The 25,214-nt window shown below is 64.7% G+C and carries 25 protein-coding genes; 10 read left to right on the forward strand and 15 right to left on the reverse strand.

The window, feature by feature from the left end; genetic code table 11:
- Window positions 1–2: 2 nt before the first annotated feature.
- From KAQ61_RS13885 to KAQ61_RS13905, 5 genes are read right to left on the reverse strand one after another with little or no spacing between them, the layout of a single operon-like run.
- Window positions 3–668, reverse strand: a complete 666-nt coding sequence (locus KAQ61_RS13885; RefSeq protein WP_210929555.1) for a pilus assembly PilX family protein — start codon at window positions 666–668, stop codon at window positions 3–5.
- Window positions 669–673: 5 nt separating this feature from the next.
- The gene (locus tag KAQ61_RS13890) at window positions 674–1,699 is read right to left on the reverse strand and encodes a PilW family protein (RefSeq protein WP_210929556.1); all 1,026 of its coding nucleotides are present in this window, start codon (window positions 1,697–1,699) and stop codon (window positions 674–676) included.
- A gap of 1 nt (window position 1,700) precedes the next feature.
- Complete coding sequence (pilV, locus tag KAQ61_RS13895) at window positions 1,701–2,345, reverse strand: type IV pilus modification protein PilV (protein WP_210929557.1); 645 nt, start codon at window positions 2,343–2,345, stop codon at window positions 1,701–1,703.
- Window positions 2,339–2,782, reverse strand: coding sequence for a GspH/FimT family pseudopilin (locus KAQ61_RS13900; RefSeq protein WP_210929558.1), 444 nt, complete (start codon window positions 2,780–2,782; stop codon window positions 2,339–2,341). Before KAQ61_RS13900 ends, pilV begins: the two co-directional genes overlap by 7 nt.
- A 38-nt stretch (window positions 2,783–2,820) precedes the next feature.
- Window positions 2,821–3,228, reverse strand: coding sequence for a type IV pilin protein (locus KAQ61_RS13905; protein WP_210929559.1), 408 nt, complete (start codon window positions 3,226–3,228; stop codon window positions 2,821–2,823).
- A gap of 542 nt (window positions 3,229–3,770) precedes the next feature.
- Here KAQ61_RS13905 and ttcA point away from each other — a divergent pair.
- The 5 genes from ttcA (at window position 3,771) to cueR (ending at window position 9,634) form a co-directional block, all read left to right on the forward strand.
- Window positions 3,771–4,742, forward strand: coding sequence for a tRNA 2-thiocytidine(32) synthetase TtcA (gene ttcA, locus KAQ61_RS13910; RefSeq protein ID WP_042420284.1), 972 nt, complete (start codon window positions 3,771–3,773; stop codon window positions 4,740–4,742).
- 203 nt (window positions 4,743–4,945) lie between these two features.
- The gene (locus KAQ61_RS13915) at window positions 4,946–5,647 is read left to right on the forward strand and encodes a DUF4136 domain-containing protein (protein ID WP_210929560.1); all 702 of its coding nucleotides are present in this window, start codon (window positions 4,946–4,948) and stop codon (window positions 5,645–5,647) included.
- Window positions 5,648–5,706: 59 nt separating this feature from the next.
- Window positions 5,707–6,207 carry a YjjA family protein gene (locus KAQ61_RS13920; protein WP_210929561.1) on the forward strand — a complete coding sequence of 167 codons (501 nt, stop codon included), beginning with the start codon at window positions 5,707–5,709 and terminating at the stop codon, window positions 6,205–6,207.
- Window positions 6,208–6,383: 176 nt separating this feature from the next.
- A complete protein-coding gene (locus tag KAQ61_RS13925) occupies window positions 6,384–8,891 on the forward strand; it encodes a heavy metal translocating P-type ATPase (RefSeq protein ID WP_210929562.1) in 2,508 nt (835 codons plus the stop codon).
- A 284-nt stretch (window positions 8,892–9,175) separates the two neighbouring features.
- A complete protein-coding gene (cueR, locus tag KAQ61_RS13930) occupies window positions 9,176–9,634 on the forward strand; it encodes a Cu(I)-responsive transcriptional regulator (RefSeq protein ID WP_210929563.1) in 459 nt (152 codons plus the stop codon).
- A gap of 118 nt (window positions 9,635–9,752) precedes the next feature.
- Here cueR and KAQ61_RS13935 read toward each other — a convergent pair whose 3' ends face one another.
- On the reverse strand, window positions 9,753–9,947 hold the full coding sequence (locus KAQ61_RS13935) for a heavy-metal-associated domain-containing protein (protein ID WP_210929564.1): 195 nt from the start codon (window positions 9,945–9,947) through the stop codon (window positions 9,753–9,755).
- A gap of 407 nt (window positions 9,948–10,354) precedes the next feature.
- Here KAQ61_RS13935 and KAQ61_RS13940 point away from each other — a divergent pair, with 407 nt between their 5' ends.
- Window positions 10,355–11,248 (forward strand): EamA family transporter, encoded by an 894-nt coding sequence (locus tag KAQ61_RS13940; protein ID WP_210929565.1) that lies wholly within the window; start codon window positions 10,355–10,357, stop codon window positions 11,246–11,248.
- Window positions 11,249–11,294: 46 nt separating this feature from the next.
- Here the strand turns inward: KAQ61_RS13940 and KAQ61_RS13945 are convergent, their stop codons facing one another.
- The 5 genes from KAQ61_RS13945 to KAQ61_RS13965 all read right to left on the reverse strand — a co-directional run bounded on the left by KAQ61_RS13945 (window position 11,295) and on the right by KAQ61_RS13965 (window position 16,867).
- On the reverse strand, window positions 11,295–11,462 hold the full coding sequence (locus tag KAQ61_RS13945; RefSeq protein WP_210929566.1) for a hypothetical protein: 168 nt from the start codon (window positions 11,460–11,462) through the stop codon (window positions 11,295–11,297).
- A gap of 133 nt (window positions 11,463–11,595) precedes the next feature.
- The gene (locus KAQ61_RS13950) at window positions 11,596–13,344 is read right to left on the reverse strand and encodes an ABC transporter ATP-binding protein (protein WP_420839330.1); all 1,749 of its coding nucleotides are present in this window, start codon (window positions 13,342–13,344) and stop codon (window positions 11,596–11,598) included.
- 2 nt (window positions 13,345–13,346) lie between these two features.
- Entirely contained in the window at window positions 13,347–14,285 is a 939-nt protein-coding gene (locus KAQ61_RS13955; protein ID WP_043383174.1) for an ABC transporter permease, read from the reverse strand.
- 10 nt (window positions 14,286–14,295) lie between these two features.
- The gene (locus tag KAQ61_RS13960; protein WP_042414653.1) at window positions 14,296–15,261 is read right to left on the reverse strand and encodes an ABC transporter permease; all 966 of its coding nucleotides are present in this window, start codon (window positions 15,259–15,261) and stop codon (window positions 14,296–14,298) included.
- Window positions 15,262–15,265: 4 nt separating this feature from the next.
- Window positions 15,266–16,867 (reverse strand): ABC transporter substrate-binding protein, encoded by a 1,602-nt coding sequence (locus KAQ61_RS13965; protein WP_210929568.1) that lies wholly within the window; start codon window positions 16,865–16,867, stop codon window positions 15,266–15,268.
- Window positions 16,868–17,189: 322 nt separating this feature from the next.
- Here KAQ61_RS13965 and KAQ61_RS13970 point away from each other — a divergent pair, with 322 nt between their 5' ends.
- Window positions 17,190–17,831, forward strand: a complete 642-nt coding sequence (locus tag KAQ61_RS13970; RefSeq protein ID WP_043383178.1) for a histidine phosphatase family protein — start codon at window positions 17,190–17,192, stop codon at window positions 17,829–17,831.
- 98 nt (window positions 17,832–17,929) lie between these two features.
- Here the strand turns inward: KAQ61_RS13970 and KAQ61_RS13975 are convergent, their stop codons facing one another.
- The 4 genes from KAQ61_RS13975 to KAQ61_RS13990 all read right to left on the reverse strand — a co-directional run bounded on the left by KAQ61_RS13975 (window position 17,930) and on the right by KAQ61_RS13990 (window position 22,554).
- Window positions 17,930–18,889 (reverse strand): N-carbamoyl-D-amino-acid hydrolase, encoded by a 960-nt coding sequence (locus KAQ61_RS13975; protein WP_210929569.1) that lies wholly within the window; start codon window positions 18,887–18,889, stop codon window positions 17,930–17,932.
- Between the two features lie 235 nt (window positions 18,890–19,124).
- The gene (locus KAQ61_RS13980; protein WP_210929570.1) at window positions 19,125–20,363 is read right to left on the reverse strand and encodes a Zn-dependent hydrolase; all 1,239 of its coding nucleotides are present in this window, start codon (window positions 20,361–20,363) and stop codon (window positions 19,125–19,127) included.
- Complete coding sequence (locus KAQ61_RS13985) at window positions 20,360–21,628, reverse strand: diaminopropionate ammonia-lyase (protein ID WP_210929571.1); 1,269 nt, start codon at window positions 21,626–21,628, stop codon at window positions 20,360–20,362. Before KAQ61_RS13985 ends, KAQ61_RS13980 begins: the two co-directional genes overlap by 4 nt.
- A gap of 53 nt (window positions 21,629–21,681) precedes the next feature.
- The gene (locus tag KAQ61_RS13990) at window positions 21,682–22,554 is read right to left on the reverse strand and encodes a MurR/RpiR family transcriptional regulator (RefSeq protein WP_042414666.1); all 873 of its coding nucleotides are present in this window, start codon (window positions 22,552–22,554) and stop codon (window positions 21,682–21,684) included.
- A 305-nt stretch (window positions 22,555–22,859) separates the two neighbouring features.
- On the opposite strand from KAQ61_RS13990, the gene KAQ61_RS13995 reads away from it, so the two are divergent.
- The 3 genes from KAQ61_RS13995 to KAQ61_RS14005 all read left to right on the forward strand — a co-directional run bounded on the left by KAQ61_RS13995 (window position 22,860) and on the right by KAQ61_RS14005 (window position 25,195).
- Complete coding sequence (locus KAQ61_RS13995) at window positions 22,860–23,660, forward strand: transporter substrate-binding domain-containing protein (protein WP_210929572.1); 801 nt, start codon at window positions 22,860–22,862, stop codon at window positions 23,658–23,660.
- Between the two features lie 203 nt (window positions 23,661–23,863).
- Window positions 23,864–24,529: an amino acid ABC transporter permease gene (locus KAQ61_RS14000; RefSeq protein ID WP_210929573.1), complete on the forward strand. Its 666-nt coding sequence runs from the start codon at window positions 23,864–23,866 to the stop codon at window positions 24,527–24,529.
- Window positions 24,530–24,544: 15 nt separating this feature from the next.
- Complete coding sequence (locus tag KAQ61_RS14005) at window positions 24,545–25,195, forward strand: amino acid ABC transporter permease (protein ID WP_210929574.1); 651 nt, start codon at window positions 24,545–24,547, stop codon at window positions 25,193–25,195.
- Window positions 25,196–25,214 lie beyond the last annotated feature (19 nt).

Raw genomic sequence — 25,214 nt, forward strand, 5'->3', positions numbered from 1 at the left:
GCTTAGTTGCAATTCACCATCTCATCAATACCGCGCTGCACTTCCACACCTTGGAGTACCGTAGTCGAGGCAGTGACCACAGAAGCGCTTGGAACCGAGGCTTCCATCTCGTAGAGCACATTGGTGCAAAACGAATCGTCACTTGGTGACACAGTAGACGTGTCAACGATAGTCATCGGTGAGCCGCCGCCGCCAAAACAAGATGCATCTGCCGCGGCAATGTATTTCATTTTTCTTTCTATTGTGTTGCCGTCAGCATCAGTTTCAGTTTCAGTTTTTGTTTTGATGAGCTCACCGTTCTTAATCACGCGCCGACGCTTGCAGGTCATGTTTTTCACCGTGACAGCCACCGCCGAGCTGTCTTGTGCATCGACAGAATTCGTGGTGCCCAGATTCACATACATGATCTTGCCAGTGCCACCGGTGTAATTGGCGTCCCAGGTGCTGGCAGGCGTGGTCAGCACCATGTCCAACGCATAGTTGGCAGCAGAAGCCGCTTCTGTCTGAAATTGTTCGTTGTTGACCACCTGTGTGTGGCGGGTGGTTAGGCGAATGATGCCCGCCGCTATCAAGGTCATCATGAGCAGCATGATCATTCCAACTATCAGCGTAGCACCACGCTGACTGGCGGGATTGAAGGCAGAACAAGGAGAGTGAAGCAGCTTCATGACTTTTACTCCCTCCGCATTTTGGGCGAGGTAAAGGTAATAGAGGTTTGATAGACGCTGCGCTTGAACTGCGGCGTGGTGGGGCTTGTGCCGGGCGAGGCGTTGCACTGACCATTGGCGGTAGTGAATGTGCAATCGCCCATGATGAATGTCATCGCTGCTGCCGCGTTTCGACTGGTGTCCGTAGATTTCGCCAACAACCACAACTTGATACCCACGACATTAGGCCAGTCAGTGGCGGAGGGGGGAGGACTGGCAGGAGTATCGTAACGATAGCTGTCCACCGACCCATCGAGGTCGTCGTCGATAGCGTATGCGATCTGCATTTGCTCGATGCCCTCCACCAAGGTAACAGGCGTCTGTGCGCCAGCAGGCGTAATGTCCATGGACTGCAGCTCGTCGCTGGTATTGATGAAGTAAATTCGCCGAATCAGTCGCCGCCGCTCGGTGGAAACAGCAGAGCAATCTTTGTCCTTGAGTATGAATGTCCCGGCCAACCCGACGTCCACCACAAACGAATTGTTAGCGTATTCTGTGCCACAGGAAGACACTTGAAGATAAGCTTGATCCGCGGCCTCGGCCGCACAACCTGTTTCGCCTAGTCGACATGTGCTAGCGCGTTGAATAAAGATGGCATCGGTGCCCACCTTACGAGTTTTCAGACAGTCTGGATTGGTGTCGTCGTTGTTGAGCCCCATCGCATGGATCTCCAAGCTATGGCGCCAGTCATTTTCCGAAACATCCAGCACGGCGGTGGAGCACATGTCATTGAATGAGCCTGAGCCACTGGTCGTGGCCAAGGTCCCATAAAATCCTGCCTGTGCCAGTTCCTGGCTCAAAACGTCAACGCTATAACGCCCGTTTTCAATGACGTCGGCACTGAGCTGGACTTCTCTACGGGAAGTGCTGCTGCTGACAAATAGCGCACTCATGACAATGACCAGCAACAGGCCAAGCACCATGCCTATCATCAACTCAATCAAGGTCAGACCTTGTTGCAGTGCAGCGCCGGTAGGTGTGCGTGAATGCATTTCAGGTGTCTTTCTTGAGGTCGGGAATCATGACGCGCAGGGAAATACCACGACGTAACCCGGAACCGAAGTCAATGCCACTGGCGCAATTTTTCTGACCGGTCAAGGCATCTGGCAACGGATCGTTGCTGGGGACCAGACCTTGCCAAACCACGACAACAAAGATGTCCGCCACTGCGCCCAATTGCGCTGGTTCCACCCGAATGAGGCAGCCGCGGGCACCGATCATTGCACCAACCGCATTAGTTCCTTCCTGAGCTGCAGAGCCCTTGAGCAGCTGGCCCCACTTGCACAGCTCGGTCTTGGCAGCGGTCGCCGTCACAAGGCACGGATCGGTGACTCCTGAAGCCATGACACCAACATACAGCTTGCCATCCGTGGAGCTCGCGTCATCAGTCAGATAGTCTGCAATCTGCTCTCTGGATTGGGCCAGCTTGTTGGCCATGTCTCGTACCAGGGAAATGGCCTGGGCACGCTGGTACGACTCCAGCTCGACCTTGGAGGCTTTGATCTGCATGCCAAACACCCCCAGCAGCCCAATCAACAGGATGACGAGGGTGACCAAAACCTCAATCATGATGAAGCCGTACTCACGGGCACCTGTGCAGTCTGCAGGTGTGCGACGAACGATTGAAATGGTCAGCATGCGCCGTCCTTGGTGTTCACTCTTCCAGCCGTCGTGACCGACAAACAGCGTTTGAGGCCGGTGCCGGCATGTGTTATCTCCAGTTTGCCCACACCGCTAGTCAGGCGACCGAAGGAGTTGAAGGTATAAGCGCCTTTTGCAGAGCTGATGGAGGGAATGGGATCCTGCGCCTGGATCATCGTATTGGCTGCGGAGATAGTGACCTGCCAACCCGCTCCAACGCTGGTGAACGCGAACCCAACGGGTGTGTCGCGCTTGACGGCTTCACTGCGAGCCAGCCACAAAGATTCGGTCAGCGCCGATGTGGCATCACGCAAGCGCTGTTGGGCGATCATTTTCGTGAAGGACGGGGCAGCTATGGTCACCAGCACGGTCACAATGACGACAACCGTCATCAACTCAATCACGGTGAAACCACGCTGATTCAGTTGCTGCACATTTGTGCGTAAGTGACAAAGCACTGCGGTTCGGCGCATCAGTTGCCCCAGTAGCCGGCGGTATTGGCAGGGCTTTTTGTGCCAATCTGATCAATCGTTAGAACTTGCTCGCCCTTGGCCTGCAGCGCGGCGGATGGTGTGGCCGTGACCGTAAATGTGGGCGGCGAGCCATCAGCCTTGGTAGCACTGAAGGTGTAGTCGTTCTTTATCTCCTTGGGCACATTGAATCTCAGCCCTTGATCTGTCAAGTCGTTGGAGTACACCCTACGCTCAAGCAAATAGGTTTGCTGCTTCGATGCCAACTCCATGAGTGCAGCCTGTGCGGTGGCGCGCTTGCCTTTGCGGATGTAGTCCGCATAGGAAGGGTAAGCAACTGCAGCCAAGATCCCAACGACAGCCACCGTAATCATCAACTCGATCAACGTAAAACCATTTGACTTGTGCATGTAATTTGTCTTCTCAAGACCCGTTGAAAAACCAACCCCTTATTTCTCGATGGATTGCCAAAAAATTAATCAAGCAAATCCATTCACTCGAAAAATATTGAGCAATCAGCCCTATCACTGTTGTCAATTGTCTCGCAAAAAAACATTTTTTTGCGTCAGCACAAATACATAGAAAGAAACCCAGTCATTCAATAAATAACAGGCAAATCAAAATCAATCGCATTACAGATATTTATCTGTTTCAGGATTATTTGAAATATGTAGTGATTATTCCGATGGGCTTGTGCATTTATTCTTACTTTTTGATGCATTTATTCAAAACCACCATCAAAAGAAAATAAAAAAATCACGAATCATCAAAAAAGAAAAATATTCGGCTCCGGCTGCACAGGTCTTCGCCCGGCCAGGGACGGGGGGCAAAAATTTTCCAAGCCCGGACATGACCATTCGGTTGGCCCGACAATGCACGCTTTGGGAACAAGCTGCACACCCATCTGCGGCGCCCACCTACGCTGACAACACCCTCCATCCACGTGCCGCACATGAATGCTGTGACTGAAAACCCCTGGATCGCCGACGAAGCCGCCGAGGCAGCTGCGCAAGGCGAGACCGCCGCCGAAACCAAGCCCGGCAAGATCAAGATCGAACGCGAGCAGATCAAGCTGGAAAAGCGCCTGTGCCGTGAAGTGGGCCGCGCGATCATGGACTTCAACATGATCGAGGACGGCGACAAGATCATGGTCTGCATGTCCGGCGGCAAGGACAGCTACACCCTGCTGGACATCCTGCGCAAGCTGCAAAAGCGTGCGCCCGTGAAGTTCGAGATCGTGGCCGTGAACCTGGACCAGAAGCAGCCCGGCTTCCCCGACCACATCCTGCCCGAGTACTTCCAGTCGATCGGCGTGGACTACCACATCGAAACCCAGGACACCTACAGCGTCGTCAAGCGCGTGATCCCCGAGGGCAAGACCACCTGCGGCCTGTGCTCGCGCCTGCGCCGGGCCATTCTGTACTCGGTGGCCGACCGCCTGGGCTGCACCAAGGTGGCCCTGGGCCACCACCGCGACGACATCGTGCAGACGCTGATGCTGAACATGTTCTACGGTGGCCGCATGAAGGGCATGCCGCCCAAGCTGGTCAGCGACGACGGCAAGCACGTGGTCATCCGCCCGCTGTGCTACGTGCCCGAAAAGGACACCACGCGCTGGGCCCAGTACCAGAACTTCCCCATCATTCCCTGCAACCTCTGCGGCAGCCAGGACGGCCTGCAGCGCGTGGCCGTGGGCGACATGCTGCGCGAGTGGGACAAGAAGTTCCCCGGCCGCATCGAGAGCATGTTCCGCGCCATGGGCAACATCGTGACCACGCACATGATGGATCCCGCGCTGCACAACTTCAAGGACGCTCAGGCCACCGGCGTGGCCGACCCGAATGGCGACATGGCCTTCGACCACGAAGAGCTGCCCACCACCCCCACACTGCCCGGTGGCGTGCAGGTGGTGCAGATCGGCTAAGCCACGCCTGCGCCGGCATGCCGCCCCGCCCTGTGCGGGGCTTTTTTGTGGGCGCCGGGCCCCGCCCCGGTTGCAGCCGCAGGAACTTGTGGCGGTCAAGGCAGTTCCAACGGCCATCTTCAGACCCCTGGTTCCCCCGGCCCGTGCTTGTCAGCACAATGGTGGGCAGGAACGTTGTCCCAGCTACCGACCAAGGAGCGTCCATGCAGCCACACCGCCTTCCCTCCACTTCCCGCCGCTGGGCCCTGGTTGCCGTGCTGGCCAGCGCCGCTGTGCTGGCTGGCTGCGCCAGCGGCCCGCGCCAGATCACTAGCAGCGTGCAGACCTATGCCAGCATGGGTGGCGTGCAACTGCCCGCCACCTACCGGCTGGAGCTGCTGCCCTCTCAGACCCAGCAGCAGAGCTTTGCCCGGGTCGAGGCCGCGGCCGAGCAGGCCCTGCGCCGCGTGGGCCTGACGCGCGACCCGCGCCCCGAGCTGGCACGCCTGGTGGTCCAGGTCGGAGCCACGGCATCGCAGGGCCGGGCCTACCACCCGGCGTATGACGACTGGTTCTACGGCCCACGCTTTGGCTGGGGCATGGCCTACGGTGGCCGCTGGGGCGGCGGCCTGGGCATGAACTGGATGATGGACACGCCCCCCATGGTCTACTACCGCGCCGTCAAGCTGGTGCTGCGCGATCAGCAGACCCAGCAGATCGTCTACGAAACCTCGGCCGAATACGACGAGGTGCGCATGGACGACCAGGTGATCTGGAACGTGCTGTTCGATGCTGCGCTGACCGATTTCCCGAATCCTCCTGCCGGCACGCGCCAGGTCCGCACCACGCTACAGGCCAAGCCCGCCCCATCCGCCACCACGACCACGCCAGCAGCCGCCCCCGCCGCGGCAGGCGCCACCCGCTGACACCATCCCGGACCGCGCTCGCCTGGGTGCGGCCCTTTCACCCGATTGAGGAATCTGCCATGACACGCTGGATCGCTTCCACCCTGCTCTGTGCCGCTGCCAGCGGCCTCTCCCTGGGCGCCCACGCCGCCAACTGGGGCGACACGCTGCGCCAGCAGGCGTCCTCGCTGGGCGGTGGCAGCACCGCGGCCAGCGACAACAGCAACACCTCGGCCCTGGGTGGCCTGCTGGGCCACAGTGGCGCCGCTTCCAGCGGCATGCTGTCTTCGCTGGGCGTCCCGGCCTCCGGCACGGCCGGCAACGCGGCGGGTGTCATCACCTACTGCATGAAGAACAACTACCTGAACCCCAACAAGGCAGAGCAGGTCAAAACCCAGCTGCTGGGCAAGCTGGGCGTGACACCCCAGCAGCCGGCACCCAAGGACCCAGGCTACCTCCAGGGGCTGGGCGGCATGATCACCGGCAGCAACGGCCAGAGTTTCAGCATGGACAAGCTCCAGGGCGACCTCAAGGAAAAGGCCTGCGACCTGGTGCTGGACAACGCCAAATCCTTGCTTTAGCCACCAAAACCATAGCTGCCCGCGCTTACGCTACAAGCGCTGGAAGGTCAAAAGGCTTGCACAGTGTGCAAGCCTTTTTGCTGTCCGGCGACGACACCATGCCCCTGCGCTTGACCTTCCCATGATGTCAAGGATTACGCTGCACCCTATTCCTTCTAGCACCACAGGTTCTGCGTATGTCCACCCTACCATCCACGCCCCACGCCCACCCCGCCGCCGCGGCGGCGGCCCTCAGCCTGCCCGTGCATGGCATGAGCTGTGCCAGCTGCGTGGGCCGGGTCGAAAAGGCCGTGCGCCAGGTGCCCGGCGTGGCCGAGGTCAGTGTCAACCTGGCCACCGAGCGCATCCACATCCAGCCTGCCGGTCCGCTGGACACGGCCGCCGTGGTGCAAGCAATTGAAAAAGCCGGCTACGAGGTGCCCAGCCAGACCGTCGAGCTGGCCGTGGAAGGCATGACCTGTGCCAGCTGCGTCGGCCGGGTGGAGCGGGCCCTGCAAAAAGTGCCCGGCGTGACCGCGGCCCAGGTGAACCTGGCCACCGAGCGCGCCACGGTCCAAGGCAGCGCCACGCTGGAGGCCCTGCTGGCCGCGCTGGACAAGGCCGGCTACCCCGGCCAACCCATCGACACCCAGGCCGCGCGGGCGCAAGCCGAGGCCCAGGCTGCACACAAGGAAGCAGAATACGCCGCGCTGCAGCGCGACTTCACCCTGGCCACGGTGCTGGCACTGCCGGTGTTTGTGCTGGAGATGGGCTCGCACCTGATCCCCGGCATGCACCACTGGGTGGCGGGCACCATCGGTCTGCAAAACAGCTGGTACCTGCAGTGTGTGCTGACCGCGCTGGTGCTTTTGATTCCCGGGCGGCGCTTTTACACCAAGGGCCTGCCCGCCCTGCTGCGCGGCGGGCCGGACATGAATTCCCTGGTCGCCGTGGGTACGCTGGCGGCATTCAGCTATTCCGTGGTCGCCACCTTCCTGCCCAGCCTGCTGCCGGCCGGAACGGTGAATGTGTACTTCGAAGCCGCCGCCGTCATCGTCGCGCTGATCCTGCTGGGCCGCATGCTGGAGGCCCGCGCCAAGGGCCGCACCTCGCAGGCCATCCAGCGGCTCATCGGCCTGCAGCCGCAGACGGCACGCGTGCAACGCGACGGGCAGTGGGTGGAGCTGCTGGCGGCCGACGTGCAGACCGGCGACCTCATCCAGGTGCGCCCCGGCGAGCGCGTGCCCGTGGACGGCACGGTGCTGGACGGCCAGAGCTATGTGGACGAATCCATGATCACCGGCGAGCCCGTGCCCGTGGCAAAGACCATCGATGACCGCGTGGTGGGCGGCACCGTCAACCAGACCGGGGCCTTCACCCTGCGCGCCACGGCCGTGGGCAGTGCCAGCGTGCTGGCCCAGATCATCCGGCTGGTGGAGCAGGCCCAGAGCGGCAAGCTGCCCATCCAGGCCGTGGTGGACAAGGTCACGCTGTGGTTCGTGCCCGCCGTGATGGCCGCCGCCGTGCTCACCTTCCTGGTGTGGCTGGTGTTCGGCCCCACGCCGGCGCTGAGCTTTGCGCTGGTCAATGCCGTGGCCGTGCTCATCATCGCCTGCCCCTGCGCCATGGGCCTGGCCACCCCCACCTCCATCATGGTGGGCACCGGGCGGGGCGCCGAGCTGGGCGTGCTGTTCCGCCAGGGCGAGGCGCTGCAGCTGCTGAAGCACACCCAGGCCGTGGCCGTGGACAAGACCGGCACCCTGACCGAAGGCCACCCCGCACTGACCGACCTGGAAGTGGCCGAGGGCTTTGACCGCGCCCAGGTGCTGGCGCTGACCGCAGCCGCCGAATCGCGCTCCGAGCACCCGATTGCCCGCGCCATCGTGCAAGCCGCCGAGCACGAGCAACTGACCGTGCCCGCCCTCAGCGACTTTGCCTCCATCACCGGCATGGGCGTGCGCGCCACGGCCCTGGGCCAGCGCGTGGAGGTCGGTGCCGACCGCTTCATGCACGCCCTGGGGCTGGACGTGGCGCGCTTCGCCCCCACGGCGGCGCGCCTGGGCAGCGAAGGCAAGTCGCCGCTGTACGTGGCGGTCGACGGGCAACTGGCCGCCATCATCGCCGTGGCCGACCCCATCAAGCCCAGCACGCCCGGCGCCATTGCCGCCCTGCATGCCCTGGGGCTGAAGGTCATCATGATCACCGGCGACAACGCCCGCACCGCGCAGGCGATTGCCGCGCGCCTGGGCATTGACGAAGTGGTGGCCGAGGTGCTGCCCGAAGGCAAGGTCACCACGCTGCAGCAGCTGCAGGCCACGCACGGCCATGTCGCCTTTGTCGGCGATGGCATCAACGACGCCCCCGCACTGGCCGCCGCCGATGTCGGCATCGCGATTGGCACCGGCACCGACGTGGCCGTGGAAGCCGCCGACGTGGTGCTGATGTCCGGCAGCCTGCAGGGCGTGCCGAATGCGATTGCGCTGTCCAAGGCCACCATGGGCAACATCCGGCAGAACCTGTTCTGGGCCTTTGCCTACAACACGGCGCTGATCCCCGTGGCCGCCGGCGCGCTCTATCCCGCGTATGGTGTCCTGCTGTCACCGATTTTTGCGGCCGGAGCCATGGCGCTGTCGAGTGTGTTTGTGCTGGGCAATGCCTTGCGCTTGCGCAGCTTTAAGGCGCCGATGGCAGAAGCTGCGGCCTGATCGATGGCGACCATCCCGTCTTTGACGGCAGAGGCCGGGAGTTCGTCCCGGCGGCCGAGTGATTTTCTGGGTGCGCCCAGAAGGTCACCAAAGATGCGCTTGGGCCTACCCGCCGCGAAACTCGCTGTGCGCTGTACCAGCGCGCCGCTCAAACATCCACGGCGCGTCAGGGGATGGATGCAGACCTGTCGCGCAGCAGCGCTGCGGCAGGTCTGCCGTAGTGCCAGCGCTGCGCCACATGTTCCCAACCATCGGTGCACTGTGAAAATTTTCGGAGAGAGCCCATGAACATCGGAGAAGCGGCCAAGGCCTCGGGCGTGTCGGCCAAGATGATTCGCTATTACGAATCGGTGGGGCTGATTCCGCCCATCCACCGCACCGAGTCCGGCTACCGCGCGTACAGCGGGTCGGATGTGCACATGCTGCGGTTCATCCGCCGCGCACGCGATCTGGGGTTTGCGGTGGCGGAGATTCACGACCTGCTGGACCTGTGGCGGGACCGCAGCCGCAAAAGCGCGGACGTGAAGCGCGTGGCGCTGCAGCACATCCAGGACCTGCAGCGGCGCATCCAGGAGCTGCAGCAGATGTCCGACACCCTGCAGGCGCTGACCGCCTGCTGCGCGGGCGATGAACGGCCCGACTGCCCCATCCTGCAAGGGCTGGAAACGGCCGACCTCTCCGCCCCCGGCGCGGACGATGGTACGGCCCCGGCCCCAGCCACCTGCTGCCCGCCCGCCCGCTAACCACCGCCCATCACCGCAACGCCCCACAAAAAAGGCCATGGCATGTGCCATGGCCTTTGGGACGCGCGTGGCGTGGGTCAGGCGCTGCCGCCAACCCCCACGGGGTGGCGCAGCGCGCTTACTGCACCTGCGCGGGGTAGCCCGCCTCTTCCAGCGCCGCCACCACCGCGGCCTGCGGGGCCGTGGTCTGCACCTGCACCATGTGGGTGGGGATGTCCACTGTCACCTGCGCGGCCGCATCCACGGATTGGATCGCCTTGGTCACGCTGCGGGCGCAGCCGCCGCAGGTCATGCTGTCGATGTGAAATTGCATGGCAAAAACTCCTGGTCAAAATGCAATGGCGCCAGACTAAGGCTTGCCATGATGGGAAGGTCAAGCCCTTGCACCACACGGGGTTGGCCTACGTGCAACCTTCAAAAATTAGAGCAGTTCGCGCTGAACCTATAAGAGCTAGACAGCCAAAACACCTGATACAGCACGCACCCCAGCTCTTGGGGTGACCCTGTTGACCGGCAGCCCACCCGCCGCACGTGCGCCCAGGCCCACATGCCGGCTCCACTGCAGGCCATAGAGACCGGGCGGCCATGCCCACCAGCGGCAAGCCCGGGTACCACCCACACGCCTTTGACGGTCCCGTAGATCGTCTGCACCACGGCCCGCCCTGCGCCTGCCGCCGCACGCGCACCACGGTATCCCGCCAAGCGCTACATTCACGCCCTATGTCTGCGCAGCGCCCCACCTTTTTGCTTCCCATCCTGGCCATCCTGGGCTCCATCGCCTTTTTGTGCACCGGCACCTCCTGGGCCAAGCACAGCCTGTTCCCAGAGATCGATGCGCAGGGCACGACGGCGCTGCGACTCGGCTTTGCCGCCGCGCTGATGCTGCTGTTCTGGCGCCCCTGGCGGGCCCCCATCGCACGCCACGATCTGCGCTCCATCGCGCTGTACGGCGCCACGCTGGGCGTCATGTGCCTGTCGTTCTACCTGTCGCTGCGCACCCTGCCGTTCGGCGTTGCCGTGGCGATCCAATTTGCCGGCCCCCTGTCCGTCGCCGTCTGGTCATCGCGCCGGCCGCTGGACTATGGGTGGATCGCCCTGGCCGTGCTGGGCCTGGGCCTGCTGCTGCCCCTGGGCCACGACGTGAACACGCTCGACCCCGCCGGCATCGCCTACGCCGCGTTCGGCGCGATTTGCTGGGCCTCCTACATCGTCTTTGGTAAGCGCGTGGGTCACCTGCCCATCAGCATCACCGCCCCCCTCGGTGCGGCGGTGGCCGCCCTGGTGGTGGTGCCCGTCGGCGTGGCCCATGCCGGTGCGGCCCTGCTGTCGCCCAGCGTGCTGCTGACCGGCCTGGGCGTGGCCCTGATCTCCTGCGCCATCCCGATCTCGCTGGAGTTGTTCGCCCTCAAGCACCTGCCCAAACACGTCTTCGGCACCATGACCAGCATGGAGCCCGCCGTGGCCGCGCTCCTGGCCCTGGTGTTGTTGGGCGAGGTGCTGAGCTTCACGCAGTGCGTGGCGATTGCACTGATCATGACCGCCTCCATGGGCTGCGCCTTGACGGCCCAGGCGCGGCGGGCCAAGCCGGTGCCCGCGGTGGCGGAGGCTGCTTGATCTAAAAGCATAGCTGGTAGCGCTTTCTGCATTAGCGCTAGAGGCTTTAAAGGCTTGAAACCGTTGGACATGGTTTCAAGCCTTTTTTGTGGGTGTGCTTTTTTTGACTTCTGCTTTTGGATTGCTTTTCGAGGCCGGTCGCCGCCGCGCGATAAGCGGCCTCTGCAAACAAACACGCCACAAACGCCAAACCAAGAAGCACAACAAAAAACATAGCTACCAGCGCTTACCAGATAAGCGCTAGAGCCCAAAAACATCTACAAAACAAGAAAGGCCCACAGCCGAAGCCGTGAGCCTTCTCATCCAAATCAAGTTGTGAAAGCAGCTTTCTAAAAGCCGCCCCACGTTCAGTGCACGTGCGCGATATCCGGAATCGCCGCCATCAAGTCCTTGGTATAGGCATGCTGCGGATCGTCCAGCACCACCTGCGCATCGCCCACTTCCACCAGCTTGCCGCGCTGCATGACACCGATGTCGTCGCACATGTGGCGGATCACGGCCAGGTTGTGGCTGATCAGCAGATAGGTCAGGCCGAATTCGTCCTGCAGGTCGCGCATCAGGTTCAGCACCTGGGCCTGCACGGACACGTCCAGGGCCGAGGTGGGTTCGTCACAGATGATGAACTCCGGCTTGCTGGCCAGGGCGCGCGCCACGGCGATGCGCTGGCGTTGGCCGCCCGAGAACTGGTGCGGGTACTTCTTGGCGTCGTCGGGCTTCATGCGCACGCGGCGCAGGGCTTCCTGCACGCGCTCGGCCGTCTCGGCTGGGCCCGAGGTCAGGCCCAGCACCACCAGCGGCTCGGCAATCAGCTGCTCCACCGTCCAGCGCGGGTTCAGGCTGGCGTACGGGTCCTGGAAGATCATCTGGAAGCGCCGGCGCATGGCCACGGTGTTGGCCGCGGGGCTCCATTTGTCCACGCCGTCGAACAGGATCTGGCCACTGGTGGGCGGGGTCAGCCCGGCCACCATGCGTGCCACCGTGGATTTGCCGGAGCCGGATTCGCCCACCAGACCGAAGGTCGTGCCTTTGCGGATGTGGAAGCTGACGTGGTCGGCCGCCTTGAGGATTTTCTTCTCCTCGCGCGCCAGCAGGCGGGCCAGCCAGCCGGCTGACAGGTCATAGTCCTTGCACAGGTCTTTGACCTCCAACAGCGGCTTTTCGCTCGCCCCATCTGCGTCAGCAGCTATGGTTTTTGGCACCCAGGGCACGGCCTTGGCGACCGGGCCACCGCCCACTTCGGGCACGGGCAGGCGTTCCACGCGCTGGTGCACGCTGGGGATGGCGGCCATCAGCACCTGGGTGTAGGGGTCGCGCGGGGCGTCCAGCACCTGGCGCACGGGCCCGGTTTCCAGCACCCGGCCGTGGTACATGACCATGACGCGGTCGGCCGTCTCGGCGATCACGCCCATGTCGTGCGTGATCAGCATGGCGGCGGCGCCGCGCTCCTTGCACACGCGGCGCAGCAGGGCAATGATCTGTGCCTGCACCGACACGTCGAGCGCCGTGGTGGGCTCGTCGGCAATGATCAGCTCGGGCTCGGCGCACAGCGCCAGGGCGATGGCCACGCGCTGGCGCATGCCGCCCGAGAACTGGTGCGGGTACTGCGCCATGCGCTCCTTGGCATGCGGGATTTCCACCTCTTCCAGCAGCGCCAGGGCGCGGGCTTCGGCTTCCTTCTCAGTCACCGGCAGGTGGGTGCGGATGGTTTCGACCAGGTGGTCGCCCACGGTGTAGACCGGGTTCAGGCTGGTCAGCGGGTCCTGGAAGATGGTGCCGATGCGCTTGCCGCGGATGCGGCGCAGGTCTTCGCCCTGCAGGTGGTCGATGCGCAGGCCCTGCAGCTCCACCGTGCCACCGGAGATGCGGCCCGGGGCCTCGATCAGGCCGGTGACGGCCGAGCCGGTCATGGACTTGCCGGCGCCGGATTCACCGACCACGCCCAGGATTTCGCCGGGGAAGATGTCGAAGGAGACGTCGTGCAACACGTGCACGGGGCCCTTGTAGGTGTCGAAGGTGACGCTGAGGTTGCGCACGCGCAGCACGGGGGTGCCGGTGACATCACCGGCAGGCACGGGTTGGTGTGTGTCTGGGGTCATGTTCATTGCAGCTTGGGGTTCAGGGCGTCGCGCAGCCAGTCGCCGACCAGGTTCACGGACAGGGCCAGGGCCAGCAGCACCAGCGAGGGGAACAGCAGGATCCACCATTCACCGGAGAACAAAAAGCTCTGGCCGATGCGGATCAGCGTGCCCAGCGAGGGCGCGGTGGGCGGCAGGCCGACACCGAGGTAGGACAGCGTGGACTCGGCCACGATGGCGTGCGCAAAGCTGATGGTGGCAATCACCAGGATGGGCGCCAGCATGTTGGGCAGGATGTGCTTGGTGAGGATGGCGGTCTTGCTGCGGCCGATGAGCTGGGCGGCCAGCACATAGTCCTTCTGCTTTTCCACCATCACGGCGCCGCGCACGGTGCGCGCGTACTGCACCCAGTCGGACAGGCCGATGGCGATGATGATCACGAACACGGCCATGTCGTCGCGGTAGCCCTCGGGCAGCAGGCCGCGCGCGATGCCGAAGATCAGCAGCGCTACCAGGATGACCGGGAAGGTCAGCTGCACATCGGCGATGCGCATCAGCAGGGTGTCGAACCAGCCACCGGCATAGCCGGCGATCAGGCCCAGCGGCACACCGATGATCAGCGACAGCGCCACGGCCGACACGCCCACGAACACGGACATGCGCAGGCCATACAGGATGGCCGAGTACACGTCACGGCCCTGGTCGTCCGCCCCCAGGGGATAGAACATCTCGCCCATGCCCTGGCTCCAGGGCGGGGTGAAGGCGTCCATCAGGTCCAGGCTGCCCGGATCGAAGGGGTTGTGCAACGCCAGCAGCGGCGCACAGATAGTGGCCAGCACCAGCAGGGCCAGCACGCCGGTGGCCACTTGCACCAGGCGCGAGCGGGCAAAGGCGCGCTTGACGGGCGAGTCGCTGGCCTTCCAGCCGGTCGGGGCCGGCACGGGTTTGAGAGATTCGGTCATTGCAGCCCCCTTATTTCTTTCGCAGGCGGGGGTCCACCAGCACATACAAAAAGTCCACGAACAGGTTGATCACCACGTACAGCAGCGCGATGAACATCAGATAGGCGGCAATCAGCGGCACGTCCACACCCTGCACCGAGGAGATGAACAACAGGCCCACGCCCGGCCACTGGAACACGGTTTCCGTGACGATGGCAAAGGCGATCAGCGAGCCGATCTGCAGGCCGGCAATCGTGATCACAGGGATCAGCGTGTTGCGCAGCGCATGGCCGAAGTACAGGCTTTTCTCATGCAGGCCGCGCGCACGGCCGAAGCGGATGTAGTCGGAGCGCAGCACCTCCAGCATCTCGGCACGCACCAGCCGCATGATCAGCGTCATGTTGTAGAAGCCCAGCGTGATGGCCGGCATGATGAGCGCCGCCCAGCCCGAGGCCGTGAGGAAACCGGTTTCCCAACCGCCGATCTTGACGGTCTCGCCCCGCCCGAAGGACGGCAGCCAGCGCAATTCGACGGCGAACAGATAAATCAGACCAATACCAATCAAAAAGGTCGGAAGCGACACACCTACCAGCGACACCGTCATGATGGAGCGGCTGAGCCACCCATCCTTGCGGATCGCGGTATAGACACCCAGCACCACGCCAATCACCAGCGCCAGCACGGCGGCGGTCATGGCCAGCTCCAGCGTGGCGGGCAGACGTTCGGCAATCACGTCGGCCACGGGGCGCTTCAAGCGGTACGAGATCCCCAGATCCCCCTGCACCACCTTGCCCACATAGGACAGGTATTGCATGGGGACGGATTTGTTGAAGCCCAGCTCTTCGACCAGGGCTGTGCGTTCTTCCAGCGTGGCGTCTTCGCCCAACAAGCTGATGGTGGGGTCGCCGATGTGGCGGAACACCATGAAGGAAATAAGCGAGACGGCCAGCAGTACCAAAACTGACTGGCCCAGTCTGCGCAGCAGATGGACCAGCATGGTTTTACTTCGCGTTCTTGTTGATCTTCACGTCCTTGAAGTGCAGCACGTTGTCGGGGTGCACAGGAACGTCGATGGACTTGACCGAGGCGAAGTGGATGACCTGGTCATGCAGCGGGATGTAGAAGCGGTCCTTCTGCACCACCTTCCAGATGTCCTTGATCGTGGCGTTGCGCTTGGCTACATCGCTTTCCGAGGACAGCGAGATGATCTTGGCGTCCAGATCAGGATTGCTGTAGTGCGTGGCGTTCTGCGCGCCGCGGCCTTCCTTGCCGCGCGTGGCGACCAGGAAGTCGAAGATGTAGGCCGAGTCATAGGTCGGCACGCCCCAGCCGTACAGGTAGAAGTCGCTGTCGGCATTGACGATGGACACGCTGTGCTGCGCGATAGGGCGCGAGGACACTTCGGTCTTGATGCCCACGCGACCCAGGAAGCCGGCAATCGCGGTGCTGATGGCTTCGTCGTTCACGTAGCGGTCGTTGGGGGTGTGCAGGGTGATGGTGAAGCCTTCGGGGTAGCCCGCTTCCTTCAGCAGCGCCTTGGCCTTGTTCACGTCGGCCTTGGGGTAGGCCGCCATGGCCTTGTCGTAGCCGTTAACGAACGGAGGCGCCATCACGCCCGAGGGGTTGGACAGGCCGCGCATGACTGAGCGCTTGATGGCGTCGCGGTCAATCGCCAGCTCCATCGCCTGGCGCACCTTGGGGTCAGCCAGGGGGTTCTTGCCCTTGACATTGCTGGACTTCAGCTCGGGCGAGCCCACATTCAGGCCCAGGAAGATGGAGCGGTTTTCAGGGCCTTCATTGATGCGCAGCTTGGCATCTTGCTTCAGACGGGCCACGTCTTGCGCAGGGATGTCCTGGGCGAAGTCCACCTCACCCGACAGCAGCGCAGCCACGCGGGTGGCGGGCGACTTGATGGGCAGGTACACCAGCTCGGTCACCTGCAACGGGAACTGGCCCTTGCCCCAGTAGTTGGGGTTTTGCTTCATCACCGTGCGGCTGTCCACTTCGCGCGTGGTCAGCACGAAGGCGCCCGTGCCGTTGACGGCGCGCGTGGCGCCGTTTTCGGTCTTGCTGGTGGCGTCCTGGGTTTCCAGCGCGCCGTTGGCCTTGGCCCACTCCTCATTCATGATGAAGATGTTGGTCAGGTTGTTCGGGAAAATCAGGTTCGGGCCCTTGGTCTTGACATGCACCGTCAGGTTGTCCACAGCGGTGATGCTGTCCACCGAGGCCAGCAGCGACTTGACCTGGGCGTTGGGCCCCTTGGCACGGTTCAGCGAGAACACCACGTCCTTGGCCGCCAGCGGCTTGCCGTCGTGGAACTTCACATTGGGACGGATCTTGAATTCCCAGACCGTGGGGTCGTTCGCCAGCATCTTCCACTCGGTGGCCAGCAGCGGCTGCAGCTTGCCGTCCTTGGTGCGGTTCAGCAGGGTTTCATACATCTGGTGCATCAACACGAAGTTGGTGCCCGTGTTGAACACATGGGGGTCCAGGGTGGTCACGTCGGCCGATCGGGCCCAGCGCACGGTCTCGGCCTGTGCCAGTGCGGCGGAGGTCAGCAGGCCGGCGGCCAGCATGGCGGTGCCCAGAGTCTTCAAAATCATCTTCGTCTCCATAAGAAGGTGAAAGGTTGACGGTATGCCACGGGCCGCCCGGGAGCGGCGCTAGGGTTAGGCCTAGCAAGCAAGAAATGCTCCTGTTGCGGTGCATACCGTCTGTCGCTTGTGTTGTTATGCGCTCATCTTTATATCGAAGCACACCCAACGCCACGCAATAAGCTCATGCATTTCTGTGCCTTCACGCAAAAATCCTTGTGTGTCAGCCCCAGGCAAGGTATGCGCGAATGCCGGACAATGGGGGGTGACCACTTCCGCGGTGGTCGCACGCTCTGTTTTGACTCTGGGCGCCAACCCGCCCGTTTGCCGCATGCACGCTACCCGTATCGTTGCCATCCGCCATGGCGAAACTTCCTGGAATGTCGATGCCCGTATCCAGGGGCATCTGGACATTCCCCTGAACGACATGGGCCTGTGGCAGGCCCAGCGTGCCGGTGCTGCGCTGGCCGACGAGCACTTTGACGCCATCTACAGCAGCGACCTGCAGCGCGCCCTGGTGACCGCCCAGGCGCTGGGCCAGGCCACGGGCTGCCCGGTGCAGCCCGACACCGGGCTGCGCGAGCGCTGCTTTGGCAGCTTCGAGGGCCGCACCTTCCACGACATCGAGGCCAGCGCGCCCGAGCACGCGCGGCGCTGGCGCAAGCGCGACCCCGAATTCGTGCCCGATGGCGGGGGCGAGTCGCTGCACATGCTGCGTGGGCGCATCCAGCACACCGTGGACCGCCTGGCGGCCCAGCATCTGGGCGGGCAGATCGCACTGGTGGCACACGGCGGCGTGATGGACATCCTCTACCGCCTGGCCACGCGCCAGGACCTGCAGGCCCCGCGCGCCTGGGAGCTGGGCAATGCCGCCATCAACCGCCTGCTGTGGACGCCCGAGGGCCTGACCCTGGTCGGCTGGGGCGATGTCAGCCACCTGCAGCACACCAGCCGCGATGAATTTGTGAGCTAAAAACAACAAAAAAGAAACCAAGCGCGCCCACCCCGCGCCGATGTTTCAGGCCTTTGGGGCCAGAAACGACCGCAGGACGGGCGCCAAGCGCTCTGCTTTTAGTGGCTGGCCGACCACGGCGTGCCGTCGGCCGCCAGGGTTTCCCCCTTCTTCTGCGTGATCAGGCCATAGCACTCGGGGTGGCGGTGCAGGTCGAAGTTGAAGGTGGTGCGCTTGTAGACGGCGCAGAAATCCAGGTCGGCCCGGCCCAGCACCACCTCGTCGCCCTTGGACACGCAGCGTGCCACCACCTCGCCGCTGGGCGCCACCAGCAGGCTGCCGGCAATGCTGTCCACGCCCTCTTCCACCCCGCCCTTGGCCACACTGGCCACCCAGCAGCCGTTCTGGTAGGCCCCGGCCTGCACGGACAGCTGGTTGTGGAACAGCGACAGGTCGTCGTGCTGCGGCGCGGGGGCGTTGTGCACCGGCGTGTTGTAGCCGATGAAGATCATCTCCGCCCCCTGCAGCGCCATCACGCGGTAGCTCTCGGCCCAGCGGCGGTCGTTGCACAGCGCCATGCCCACGGTGCCGCCAAAGGCCTGGTACACATCGAAGGACTTGCCAGGTGTGAAATAGCGCTTTTCCAGATGCTGAAACTGGCGCCAGGGCTCGTGCTCGAAATGGCCGGGCACATGGATCTTGCGGTACTTGCCCACTATTGAACCCGTGCGGTCCACCAGGATGGCGGTGTTGTACTGCACCAGGGCCGCACCCTCTTCGGCCAGCTCGGCGTAGCCCAGGTAAAAGCCGATGCCCAGGGTGCGCGCCAGGTCGAACAGCGGCTGCGTGTCGGCATTCGGCATGCTGCGCTCGTAGTAGCGGTGCAGCTCGGCCACATCCTCGATGTACCAGCGCGGAAAGAAGGTGGTCAGCGCCAGCTCGGGGTAGACGATGACATCCGCCCCCAGGCTGTGGGCCTCGCGCATCATGGCGCACAGGCGGCGCACCACGCTGGCGCGGGAGTCGGCCTTCTGCACCGGGCCCAACTGGCCCAGGGCGACATTGACGATACGGGTCATAGCATTCTCTCTTTCAAAACCATAGCTGCCAGCGCTCTTAGAACAAGGGCTGGCGGCCAATTTCATTCATATTGCAATTCGATCTGGCGCCACCGCCACCCTGTGCGCTTGGCGCAGCCCACACCAGGGCCGCCGAGCCAGGGCTGCCCCGCAGCGAGGGCAGCGTCCCCCTGCCCGCAACGCGCTGCGGCGCGAGAGCGGGGGCAAGGCGCGCAGCGCCGCAGGGGGGGGGCTCTCACCGCCCCGCCCGCTCCAGCAGCACCTGCAGCAGCACATTCGCACCCTGCTCCAGCTGTTCGGGCGCGGTGTGCTCGCGCACGTTGTGCGACAGCCCGCCGGCCGAGGGCACGAACACCATGGCCGTGGGGCAGACCCGGGCCAGCATCTGGGCATCGTGGCCGGCGCCGCTGGGCATGCGCAACGTGGACAGGCCCTGGGCCCGCGCATGCCGCTCCACGCTGGCCACCAGGTCCGCATCGAAGGCCACGGGGGCAAAGTCGGCCAGTTGGCGGTGCTGGAACTGCACGCCGCTGCGCAGGGCCATGGCCCGGGCAAAGGCCAGCACCTCGGCCTGGGCGTTGCGCAGGCGCTGGCCGTCGGTGTTGCGCAGGTCCACGGTCATCACCGCCTGGTTGGGGATGACGTTGATCAGGTTGGGCCTGATCTGCAAAGCCCCCACCGTGCCCAGCTGGCGGCCACCGTAGCGCGCCACCAGCTCGGCCACAAACACCGCCGTGCGCATGGCGCACTCGCCGGCGTCGTGGCGCAGCGCCATGGGCGTGGTGCCCGCATGGTTGCTGGTGCCGTCAAACGTGAACTCCATCCAGCAAATGCCCTGCACGCCCTCGACCACCCCGATGGCGGTGGCCTGCTGCTCCAGCACCGGGCCCTGCTCGATGTGCAGCTCCACAAAGCTGTCCACCACGGGCCGGCCCACGGGGGCGCTGCCGGCATAGCCGATGCGCTGCAGCTCATCGCCCAGGCGGGCGCCGTTGTCCACGGCGGGCACGACCAGGGCCTCCTGCAGCGGCATGCCGCCGACCAGCACCAAGCTGCCCAGCATGTCGGGCTGGAAGCGGGCGCCTTCCTCGTTGGTGAAGAAGGCCACCTGGATGGGCCGCCGCGGCCGCAGGCCAGCATCGCGCAGCGTGGCCACCACCTCCAGGCCGGCCATCACGCCGTAGTTGCCGTCGTACAGGCCGCCGGTGCGCACGGTGTCGATGTGGCTGCCGGTCATCACCGGCGGCAGCGCCTCGGTCCCGGCATAGGTGGCGACCACGTTGCCGATCGCGTCGACCGACACCGCCATGTCCAGGGCCTGCATCTGCGCCACAGTCCAGTCGCGCGCTGCCCGGTCGGCATCGCTCAGGGCCAGGCGGTTGGTGCCGCCGCCCTCCAGTGCGCCAAAGCGGCCCAAATCGCGCAAGCGTTGCAGCAGGCGCGCGCCATCGATCTTCAGGGACTGTGGATTCATGCCGCGCCCCGGGTGGCGGCCGTGGTGGCCTGGTCGGCGGCGCGGGCTGCCACGCTGGCGGCGCTCTCGCCCACCAGCTGCGCGTACAGCACGGGGTCGGTGGCGGATTCGGAGCCGAAGAACAGGATCCGGCTGTCGGCGTTCAGCCCCAGGGTGGTGCGCGCCGCCGCATCCTGGCTGGCGGCGATGGCCGCGGCCACACCGGCCACGGCCGATTCACCGGCCACGAGGATGGGATCCTGCCCCAGGGGGTGGGCCAGCAGGCGCATGGCGGCCACGGCGGCGGCGTCGGGGATGACGCAGAACGCGTCCGTGCCCTTGTCCAGGATCTCCCAGGCCAGGTGTGAGACCTCGCCACAGGCAAGTCCGGCCATCAGCGTGTCGATATCGCCGGTCACGGCCGTGAGCTGGCGCGCCTGGGCGCTTTGCGCCAGGCAGTCGGCCTTGTCGGGCTCGACCACCACGAAGCAGGGCCGGTCGCCCGCGTCCCGCTCCCAGAAGTAGCCGCACACGGCGGCGGCCAGGCCGCCCACGCCGGCCTGCACGAACACGTGCGTGGGGCGCTGCGGCAGCTGCTGAACGGCCTCTTCCACCATCAGCTGGTAGCCCTGCATCACGTCGCGCGGCACATCCATGTAGCCGGGGTAGGAGGTGTCGGAGATCACGAAGCGACCGTGTGCCTGGGCATCGTGGTCGGCCTGGCGCACGGCATCGTCGTAGTTGCCGGCGGTGCGCACCACCTCGGCGCCGTACTGGGCAATCGCCTGCCGGCGGCCTTCGCTGACGGTGGCGTGGATGTAGATCACGCAGGCGCAGCCGAACTGCTGCGCGCCCCAGGCCACGGAGCGGCCGTGGTTGCCGTCGGTGGCGCAGGTGACGGTGATGCCGGCGCACAGGGCACGCAGCTCGGGCGTGCGCAGGTCCTGGGTGGACAGCGTGCGGCCCAGGCGGGCGCCCAGCTCGCGGCACAGCAGGCGGGCCACGGCATAGGCCCCGCCCAGGGCCTTGAAGCTGCCCAGGCCAAAGCGGCTGCCTTCGTCCTTGTAGTGCACGGCGCCCACACCCAGGGCCTGGGCCAGCGCGGGCAGGCTGTGCAGCGGCGTGGCGGCATAGCCCGGCCACTGCGACAGTTCGTGCTGCGCCTGGGCCAGGGCATCGGCCCCGAGGATGTCGCTGCGGCGTGCGCCGTAGGGCGTCATGCGGTTGGCCCCGGGGTTAGCAAAACAGGCCACGGGCAGTGCGGGCAGGGGCGAGGGGTGGGTCATGGGTGCTTCTTTCTCGGCAGGCAGGAAAAACGGGGGGTGCGGGGACGTGCCCCTCACATCTGGGGCTCCAGGTCATCGAGGGCCACGTGCAGGCGCTCGATGCGCTGCAGGCGGGCGTGGGTGGGGGTGCGCTGCATCTGGGCCAGCGAGGCCGCCAGGAAATTCACCACGCTGACGGCGCAGACATAAGAGTCGAACAGGCCTTGCTGGTGCTCCGCGCCGCAGCGCAGCACCACCTGGGATTGCATGGCCAGGGCCGAGACCGGCGCATCGGTCAGCACCAGCACCTGGGCGCCGCTGCTGCGCGCGGCCGCCAGCGTGTGCCGCAGGCGCGTGCTGCGGCGGCGGAAGTCCACGGCCAGCACCACGTCGCGGTCGCTGGCGCAGGCCAGCAGGTCGGCTTCGCGCCCGGCCACATCGTTGAGGCTGAACACCTCGCCGCGCACCTGGGCCAGCAGGGCCTGGGCGTAGAAGGCGGTCACATGGCTGTGGCGGTAGCCCACGACCCAGACCTTGCGCGCCTTGTGCAGCAAGGCCAGCGCGGCTTCCAGGTGGTTGTCGGGCAGGGCCTCGGCCCACTGCTGCAGGCGCAGCGCGTCGTTGCGCAGATGGCCCTGGAACTGCACGGCCAGGCTGTCCCTGCGCCGTGAGGGCTCCATGCGCGCCAGTGGCGACTGCTGGGCCTGCAGCTCGCGCACGGCCTGGCGGAACGCGCCGAAGTCCTCATAGCCCAGGCTGCGAAAGAAACGCGCCGCCGTGGACTTGGAAATGCCGGCCAGGTTCGCCAGCTCGGTGGCGGAATAGCCCAGCAGCTCGCGCTGGCGCAGCAGCACCACATCGGCCAGCTTGCGCTCGGCCTCGGTCAGCTGTTCGTAACAGTGGCGAATGCGCGCTTCCAGTGCAGACGCGGTCAAAACATCGGGCATCGGGGGTCTCCATATCCATCTTGGGGCGCGCCATCCAAAAGCGTGCAGCGCCTCACCAAACAGAAACAAAAGCGCCAGAACTAAGAAACTTTGGCACCCATGTTTCATCCCTACGGCCTCCATTACGCAAAAAAAGTGCCTATCTGCCAAGGAGCGATGGCCTGCACTGCCGGCCCCAGGGCCACCGCAGCAATGCAACGCAGGCCCTGCGCCAATTTGTATACAGAAATATTTGTTTCACAGCCTGGCACGCAATATGCAAAGCCTCGGTCACCCTTTCACTCTGATCCTGGGAGATCCGACTCATGTCTCTGCATCGCCGTGCTTTCACCGCTGCCGCCATCGCGGCCACCACCCTGGGCCTGTCCTGCGGCGCCTGGGCGCAGGAAGACACTTCGCTCCAGCGCGTGCTGGACAAGAAGTCCATTGCCCTGGGCATTCCCACCGACTACCCACCCTATGGCTTCATGGGCCCGGACTTCAAGCCCACGGGCGTGGACGTGGCCACGGCCCAGCTGATCGCCGACAAGCTGGGCGTGAAGGCCGAGCTGGTGCCGGTCAGCACGCCCAACCGCATCCCCTACCTGCAGTCCAAGAAGGTGGACCTGATCGTGTCCTCGCTAGGCAAGAACGCCGAGCGCGAGAAGGTCATTGACTTCACCACCTCGTACGCACCCTTCTTCCAGGCCGTCTTCGGCCCCAAGAACATCGCCCTCAAGAGCTTCGACGACCTGGCCGACAAGACCCTGGCCGTGACGCGCGGCACCATCCAGGACGACGCCCTGGTGCAGCTGGCGCCCAAGAGCCTGAAGATCCAGCGCTTCGAGGACGACAACGCCACCATGGCGGCCTTCATGTCGCAGCAGACCCAGTTCGTGGCCGTGGGCGCCGCCGTGGCCGCCGCCGCGCTGCAAAAGAACCCCAAGGTGCAGGCCGAATACAAGCTGCTGATCAAGGACTCGCCCAACTACGTGGGCGTGCGCAAGGGCGAGACCGCCCTGCTGAACAAGGTCAACGAGATCCTGCGCACCGCCAAGAAGGACGGCACGCTGAACAGCTACTCGCAAAAGTGGCTGGGCCGCGACATGGGCAACCTGCCGGATTGATCTTGCCACACCCCCCTGTGGCGCTGCCTGCCTTACCCCCACTCTCGCACCGCTGCGCGTTGCGGGCAGGGGGACGCAGCCCTCGCTGCGGGGCGGCCCTGGCTCGGCTGCCCTGGTCTGGCCCTCGCCTGTTTCACGGCCCTGCCACGGGTGACACAGGCAGGCAGCGGTTTTTTGCTTTCTCCTGAATTTGGACTGTCCCCATGGAAATGGATTTCTTGCCCGTGCTGGCCAACTGGCCCATGCTGCTGAAGGGGCTGGTGCTGACCGTCGTGCTCACCGGCATCGCCCTGCCGCTGGGCATGCTGCTGGGCGTGGCCTGTGCCTGGGCGCGCCTGCATGGCGGCCCCCTGCTGCGCACCGTGGTGGCCAGCTATGTGGAAGTGTTTCGCAACACGCCCTTCATCATCCAGCTGTTCTTCCTGTTCTTCGGCCTGCCCTCGCTGGGCCTGCGCATGTCGCCCGAGACGGCCAGCATTCTGGCGATGACGCTGAACCTGGGCGCCTATGCCTGCGAGCAGGTGCGCGCCGGCATCGAGGCCACGCCGCGCGGCCAGATCGAGGCCGCGCAGTGCCTGGCGCTGAACCGCTGGCAGATCTTCATCCGTGTGGTGCTGCCGCCCTCGCTGGGCCGCGTCTGGCCGGCGCTGACGGGGCAGATGATCATCGTGATGCTGGGCTCGGCCGTGTGCAGCCAGATCTCGACCGAAGAAATCTCCTACGCCGCCAACCTGATCTCCAGCCGCACCTTCCGCAGCTTTGAAAGCTACATCGTGGTCACCCTCAGCTACCTGCTGCTGGCCGTGCTGCTGCGCCAGACGCTGAACTGGCTGGGTCCCCGCTTCGTCTTTGGCCAGCGCCGCGCCTGACCGCAAGGAAACACCATGGTTGAATTCACTTTCTGGGACATTGCCTACCAACTGCTGCTGGCGCTGCGCTGGACCGTGTCCCTGTCCGTCATTGCCTTTGTCTGCGGCGGCCTGCTGGGCCTGGGCCTGCTGGTGCTGCGCCTGTCCCAGTGGCCCGGCGCCGTGCGCCTGGTCGCCGCCTATGTGCAGATCTTCCAGGGCACGCCGCTGCTGATGCAGATCTTCCTGACCTACTTCGGCCTGGCGCTGCTGGGCATCGACACCTCGCCCATGCTGGCGGCCTGCGTGTGCCTGAGCCTGTACGCGGCCGCCTACCTGTGCGACATCTGGCGCGGCTGCGTCGAGTCCGTGCCCAAGGGCCAGTGGGAGGCCTCGGCCAGCCTGGCGTTGGGCTTCACCGAGCAGCTGCGCCACGTCATCCTGCCCCAGGCCCTGCGCCTGGGGATCGCCCCCACGGCGGGCTTCATGGTGCAGATCATCAAGGGCACGGCGCTGACCAGCGTGATCGGCTTCATCGAGATCACCAAGGCCGGCCAGCTGATCGCCAACGCCACCTTCGAGCCCTTCCTGGTCTACGGCTGCGTGGCCGGCCTGTACTTTGCGCTGTGCTTCCCCCTGTCGCTGTGGAGCCAGCGCCTGGAGCGCCGCCTGCGCCCGAAAGCATGACCGCCTGTGCGGCTGCGCT

The organism is Comamonas aquatica (assembly GCF_018064205.1).
Lineage (GTDB): Bacteria > Pseudomonadota > Gammaproteobacteria > Burkholderiales > Burkholderiaceae_C > Comamonas > Comamonas aquatica.

What these genes read in the sequence shown, in the direction of transcription:
- KAQ61_RS13945 (WP_210929566.1), bottom strand. Translation starts at nt 11,462, where the DNA reads ATGTTTTTTGTTGTGCTTCTTGGTTTGGCGTTTGTGGCGTGTTTGTTT.
- KAQ61_RS13955 (WP_043383174.1), bottom strand. Translation starts at nt 14,285, where the DNA reads ATGACCGAATCTCTCAAACCCGTGCCGGCCCCGACCGGCTGGAAGGCC.
- KAQ61_RS13950 (WP_420839330.1), bottom strand. Translation starts at nt 13,344, where the DNA reads ATGACCCCAGACACACACCAACCCGTGCCTGCCGGTGATGTCACCGGC.
- KAQ61_RS13975 (WP_210929569.1), bottom strand. Translation starts at nt 18,889, where the DNA reads ATGACCCGTATCGTCAATGTCGCCCTGGGCCAGTTGGGCCCGGTGCAG.
- KAQ61_RS13965 (WP_210929568.1), bottom strand. Translation starts at nt 16,867, where the DNA reads ATGATTTTGAAGACTCTGGGCACCGCCATGCTGGCCGCCGGCCTGCTG.
- KAQ61_RS14000 (WP_210929573.1), top strand. Translation starts at nt 23,864, where the DNA reads ATGGAAATGGATTTCTTGCCCGTGCTGGCCAACTGGCCCATGCTGCTG.
- KAQ61_RS13920 (WP_210929561.1), top strand. Translation starts at nt 5,707, where the DNA reads ATGACACGCTGGATCGCTTCCACCCTGCTCTGTGCCGCTGCCAGCGGC.
- pilV (WP_210929557.1), bottom strand. Translation starts at nt 2,345, where the DNA reads ATGCTGACCATTTCAATCGTTCGTCGCACACCTGCAGACTGCACAGGT.
- ttcA (WP_042420284.1), top strand. Translation starts at nt 3,771, where the DNA reads ATGAATGCTGTGACTGAAAACCCCTGGATCGCCGACGAAGCCGCCGAG.
- KAQ61_RS13960 (WP_042414653.1), bottom strand. Translation starts at nt 15,261, where the DNA reads ATGCTGGTCCATCTGCTGCGCAGACTGGGCCAGTCAGTTTTGGTACTG.
- KAQ61_RS13925 (WP_210929562.1), top strand. Translation starts at nt 6,384, where the DNA reads ATGTCCACCCTACCATCCACGCCCCACGCCCACCCCGCCGCCGCGGCG.
- KAQ61_RS13890 (WP_210929556.1), bottom strand. Translation starts at nt 1,699, where the DNA reads ATGCATTCACGCACACCTACCGGCGCTGCACTGCAACAAGGTCTGACC.
- KAQ61_RS13985 (WP_210929571.1), bottom strand. Translation starts at nt 21,628, where the DNA reads ATGACCCACCCCTCGCCCCTGCCCGCACTGCCCGTGGCCTGTTTTGCT.
- KAQ61_RS13970 (WP_043383178.1), top strand. Translation starts at nt 17,190, where the DNA reads ATGCACGCTACCCGTATCGTTGCCATCCGCCATGGCGAAACTTCCTGG.
- KAQ61_RS13885 (WP_210929555.1), bottom strand. Translation starts at nt 668, where the DNA reads ATGAAGCTGCTTCACTCTCCTTGTTCTGCCTTCAATCCCGCCAGTCAG.
- KAQ61_RS14005 (WP_210929574.1), top strand. Translation starts at nt 24,545, where the DNA reads ATGGTTGAATTCACTTTCTGGGACATTGCCTACCAACTGCTGCTGGCG.
- KAQ61_RS13915 (WP_210929560.1), top strand. Translation starts at nt 4,946, where the DNA reads ATGCAGCCACACCGCCTTCCCTCCACTTCCCGCCGCTGGGCCCTGGTT.
- KAQ61_RS13935 (WP_210929564.1), bottom strand. Translation starts at nt 9,947, where the DNA reads ATGCAATTTCACATCGACAGCATGACCTGCGGCGGCTGCGCCCGCAGC.
- KAQ61_RS13990 (WP_042414666.1), bottom strand. Translation starts at nt 22,554, where the DNA reads ATGCCCGATGTTTTGACCGCGTCTGCACTGGAAGCGCGCATTCGCCAC.
- cueR (WP_210929563.1), top strand. Translation starts at nt 9,176, where the DNA reads ATGAACATCGGAGAAGCGGCCAAGGCCTCGGGCGTGTCGGCCAAGATG.
- KAQ61_RS13940 (WP_210929565.1), top strand. Translation starts at nt 10,355, where the DNA reads ATGTCTGCGCAGCGCCCCACCTTTTTGCTTCCCATCCTGGCCATCCTG.
- KAQ61_RS13980 (WP_210929570.1), bottom strand. Translation starts at nt 20,363, where the DNA reads ATGAATCCACAGTCCCTGAAGATCGATGGCGCGCGCCTGCTGCAACGC.
- KAQ61_RS13905 (WP_210929559.1), bottom strand. Translation starts at nt 3,228, where the DNA reads ATGCACAAGTCAAATGGTTTTACGTTGATCGAGTTGATGATTACGGTG.
- KAQ61_RS13995 (WP_210929572.1), top strand. Translation starts at nt 22,860, where the DNA reads ATGTCTCTGCATCGCCGTGCTTTCACCGCTGCCGCCATCGCGGCCACC.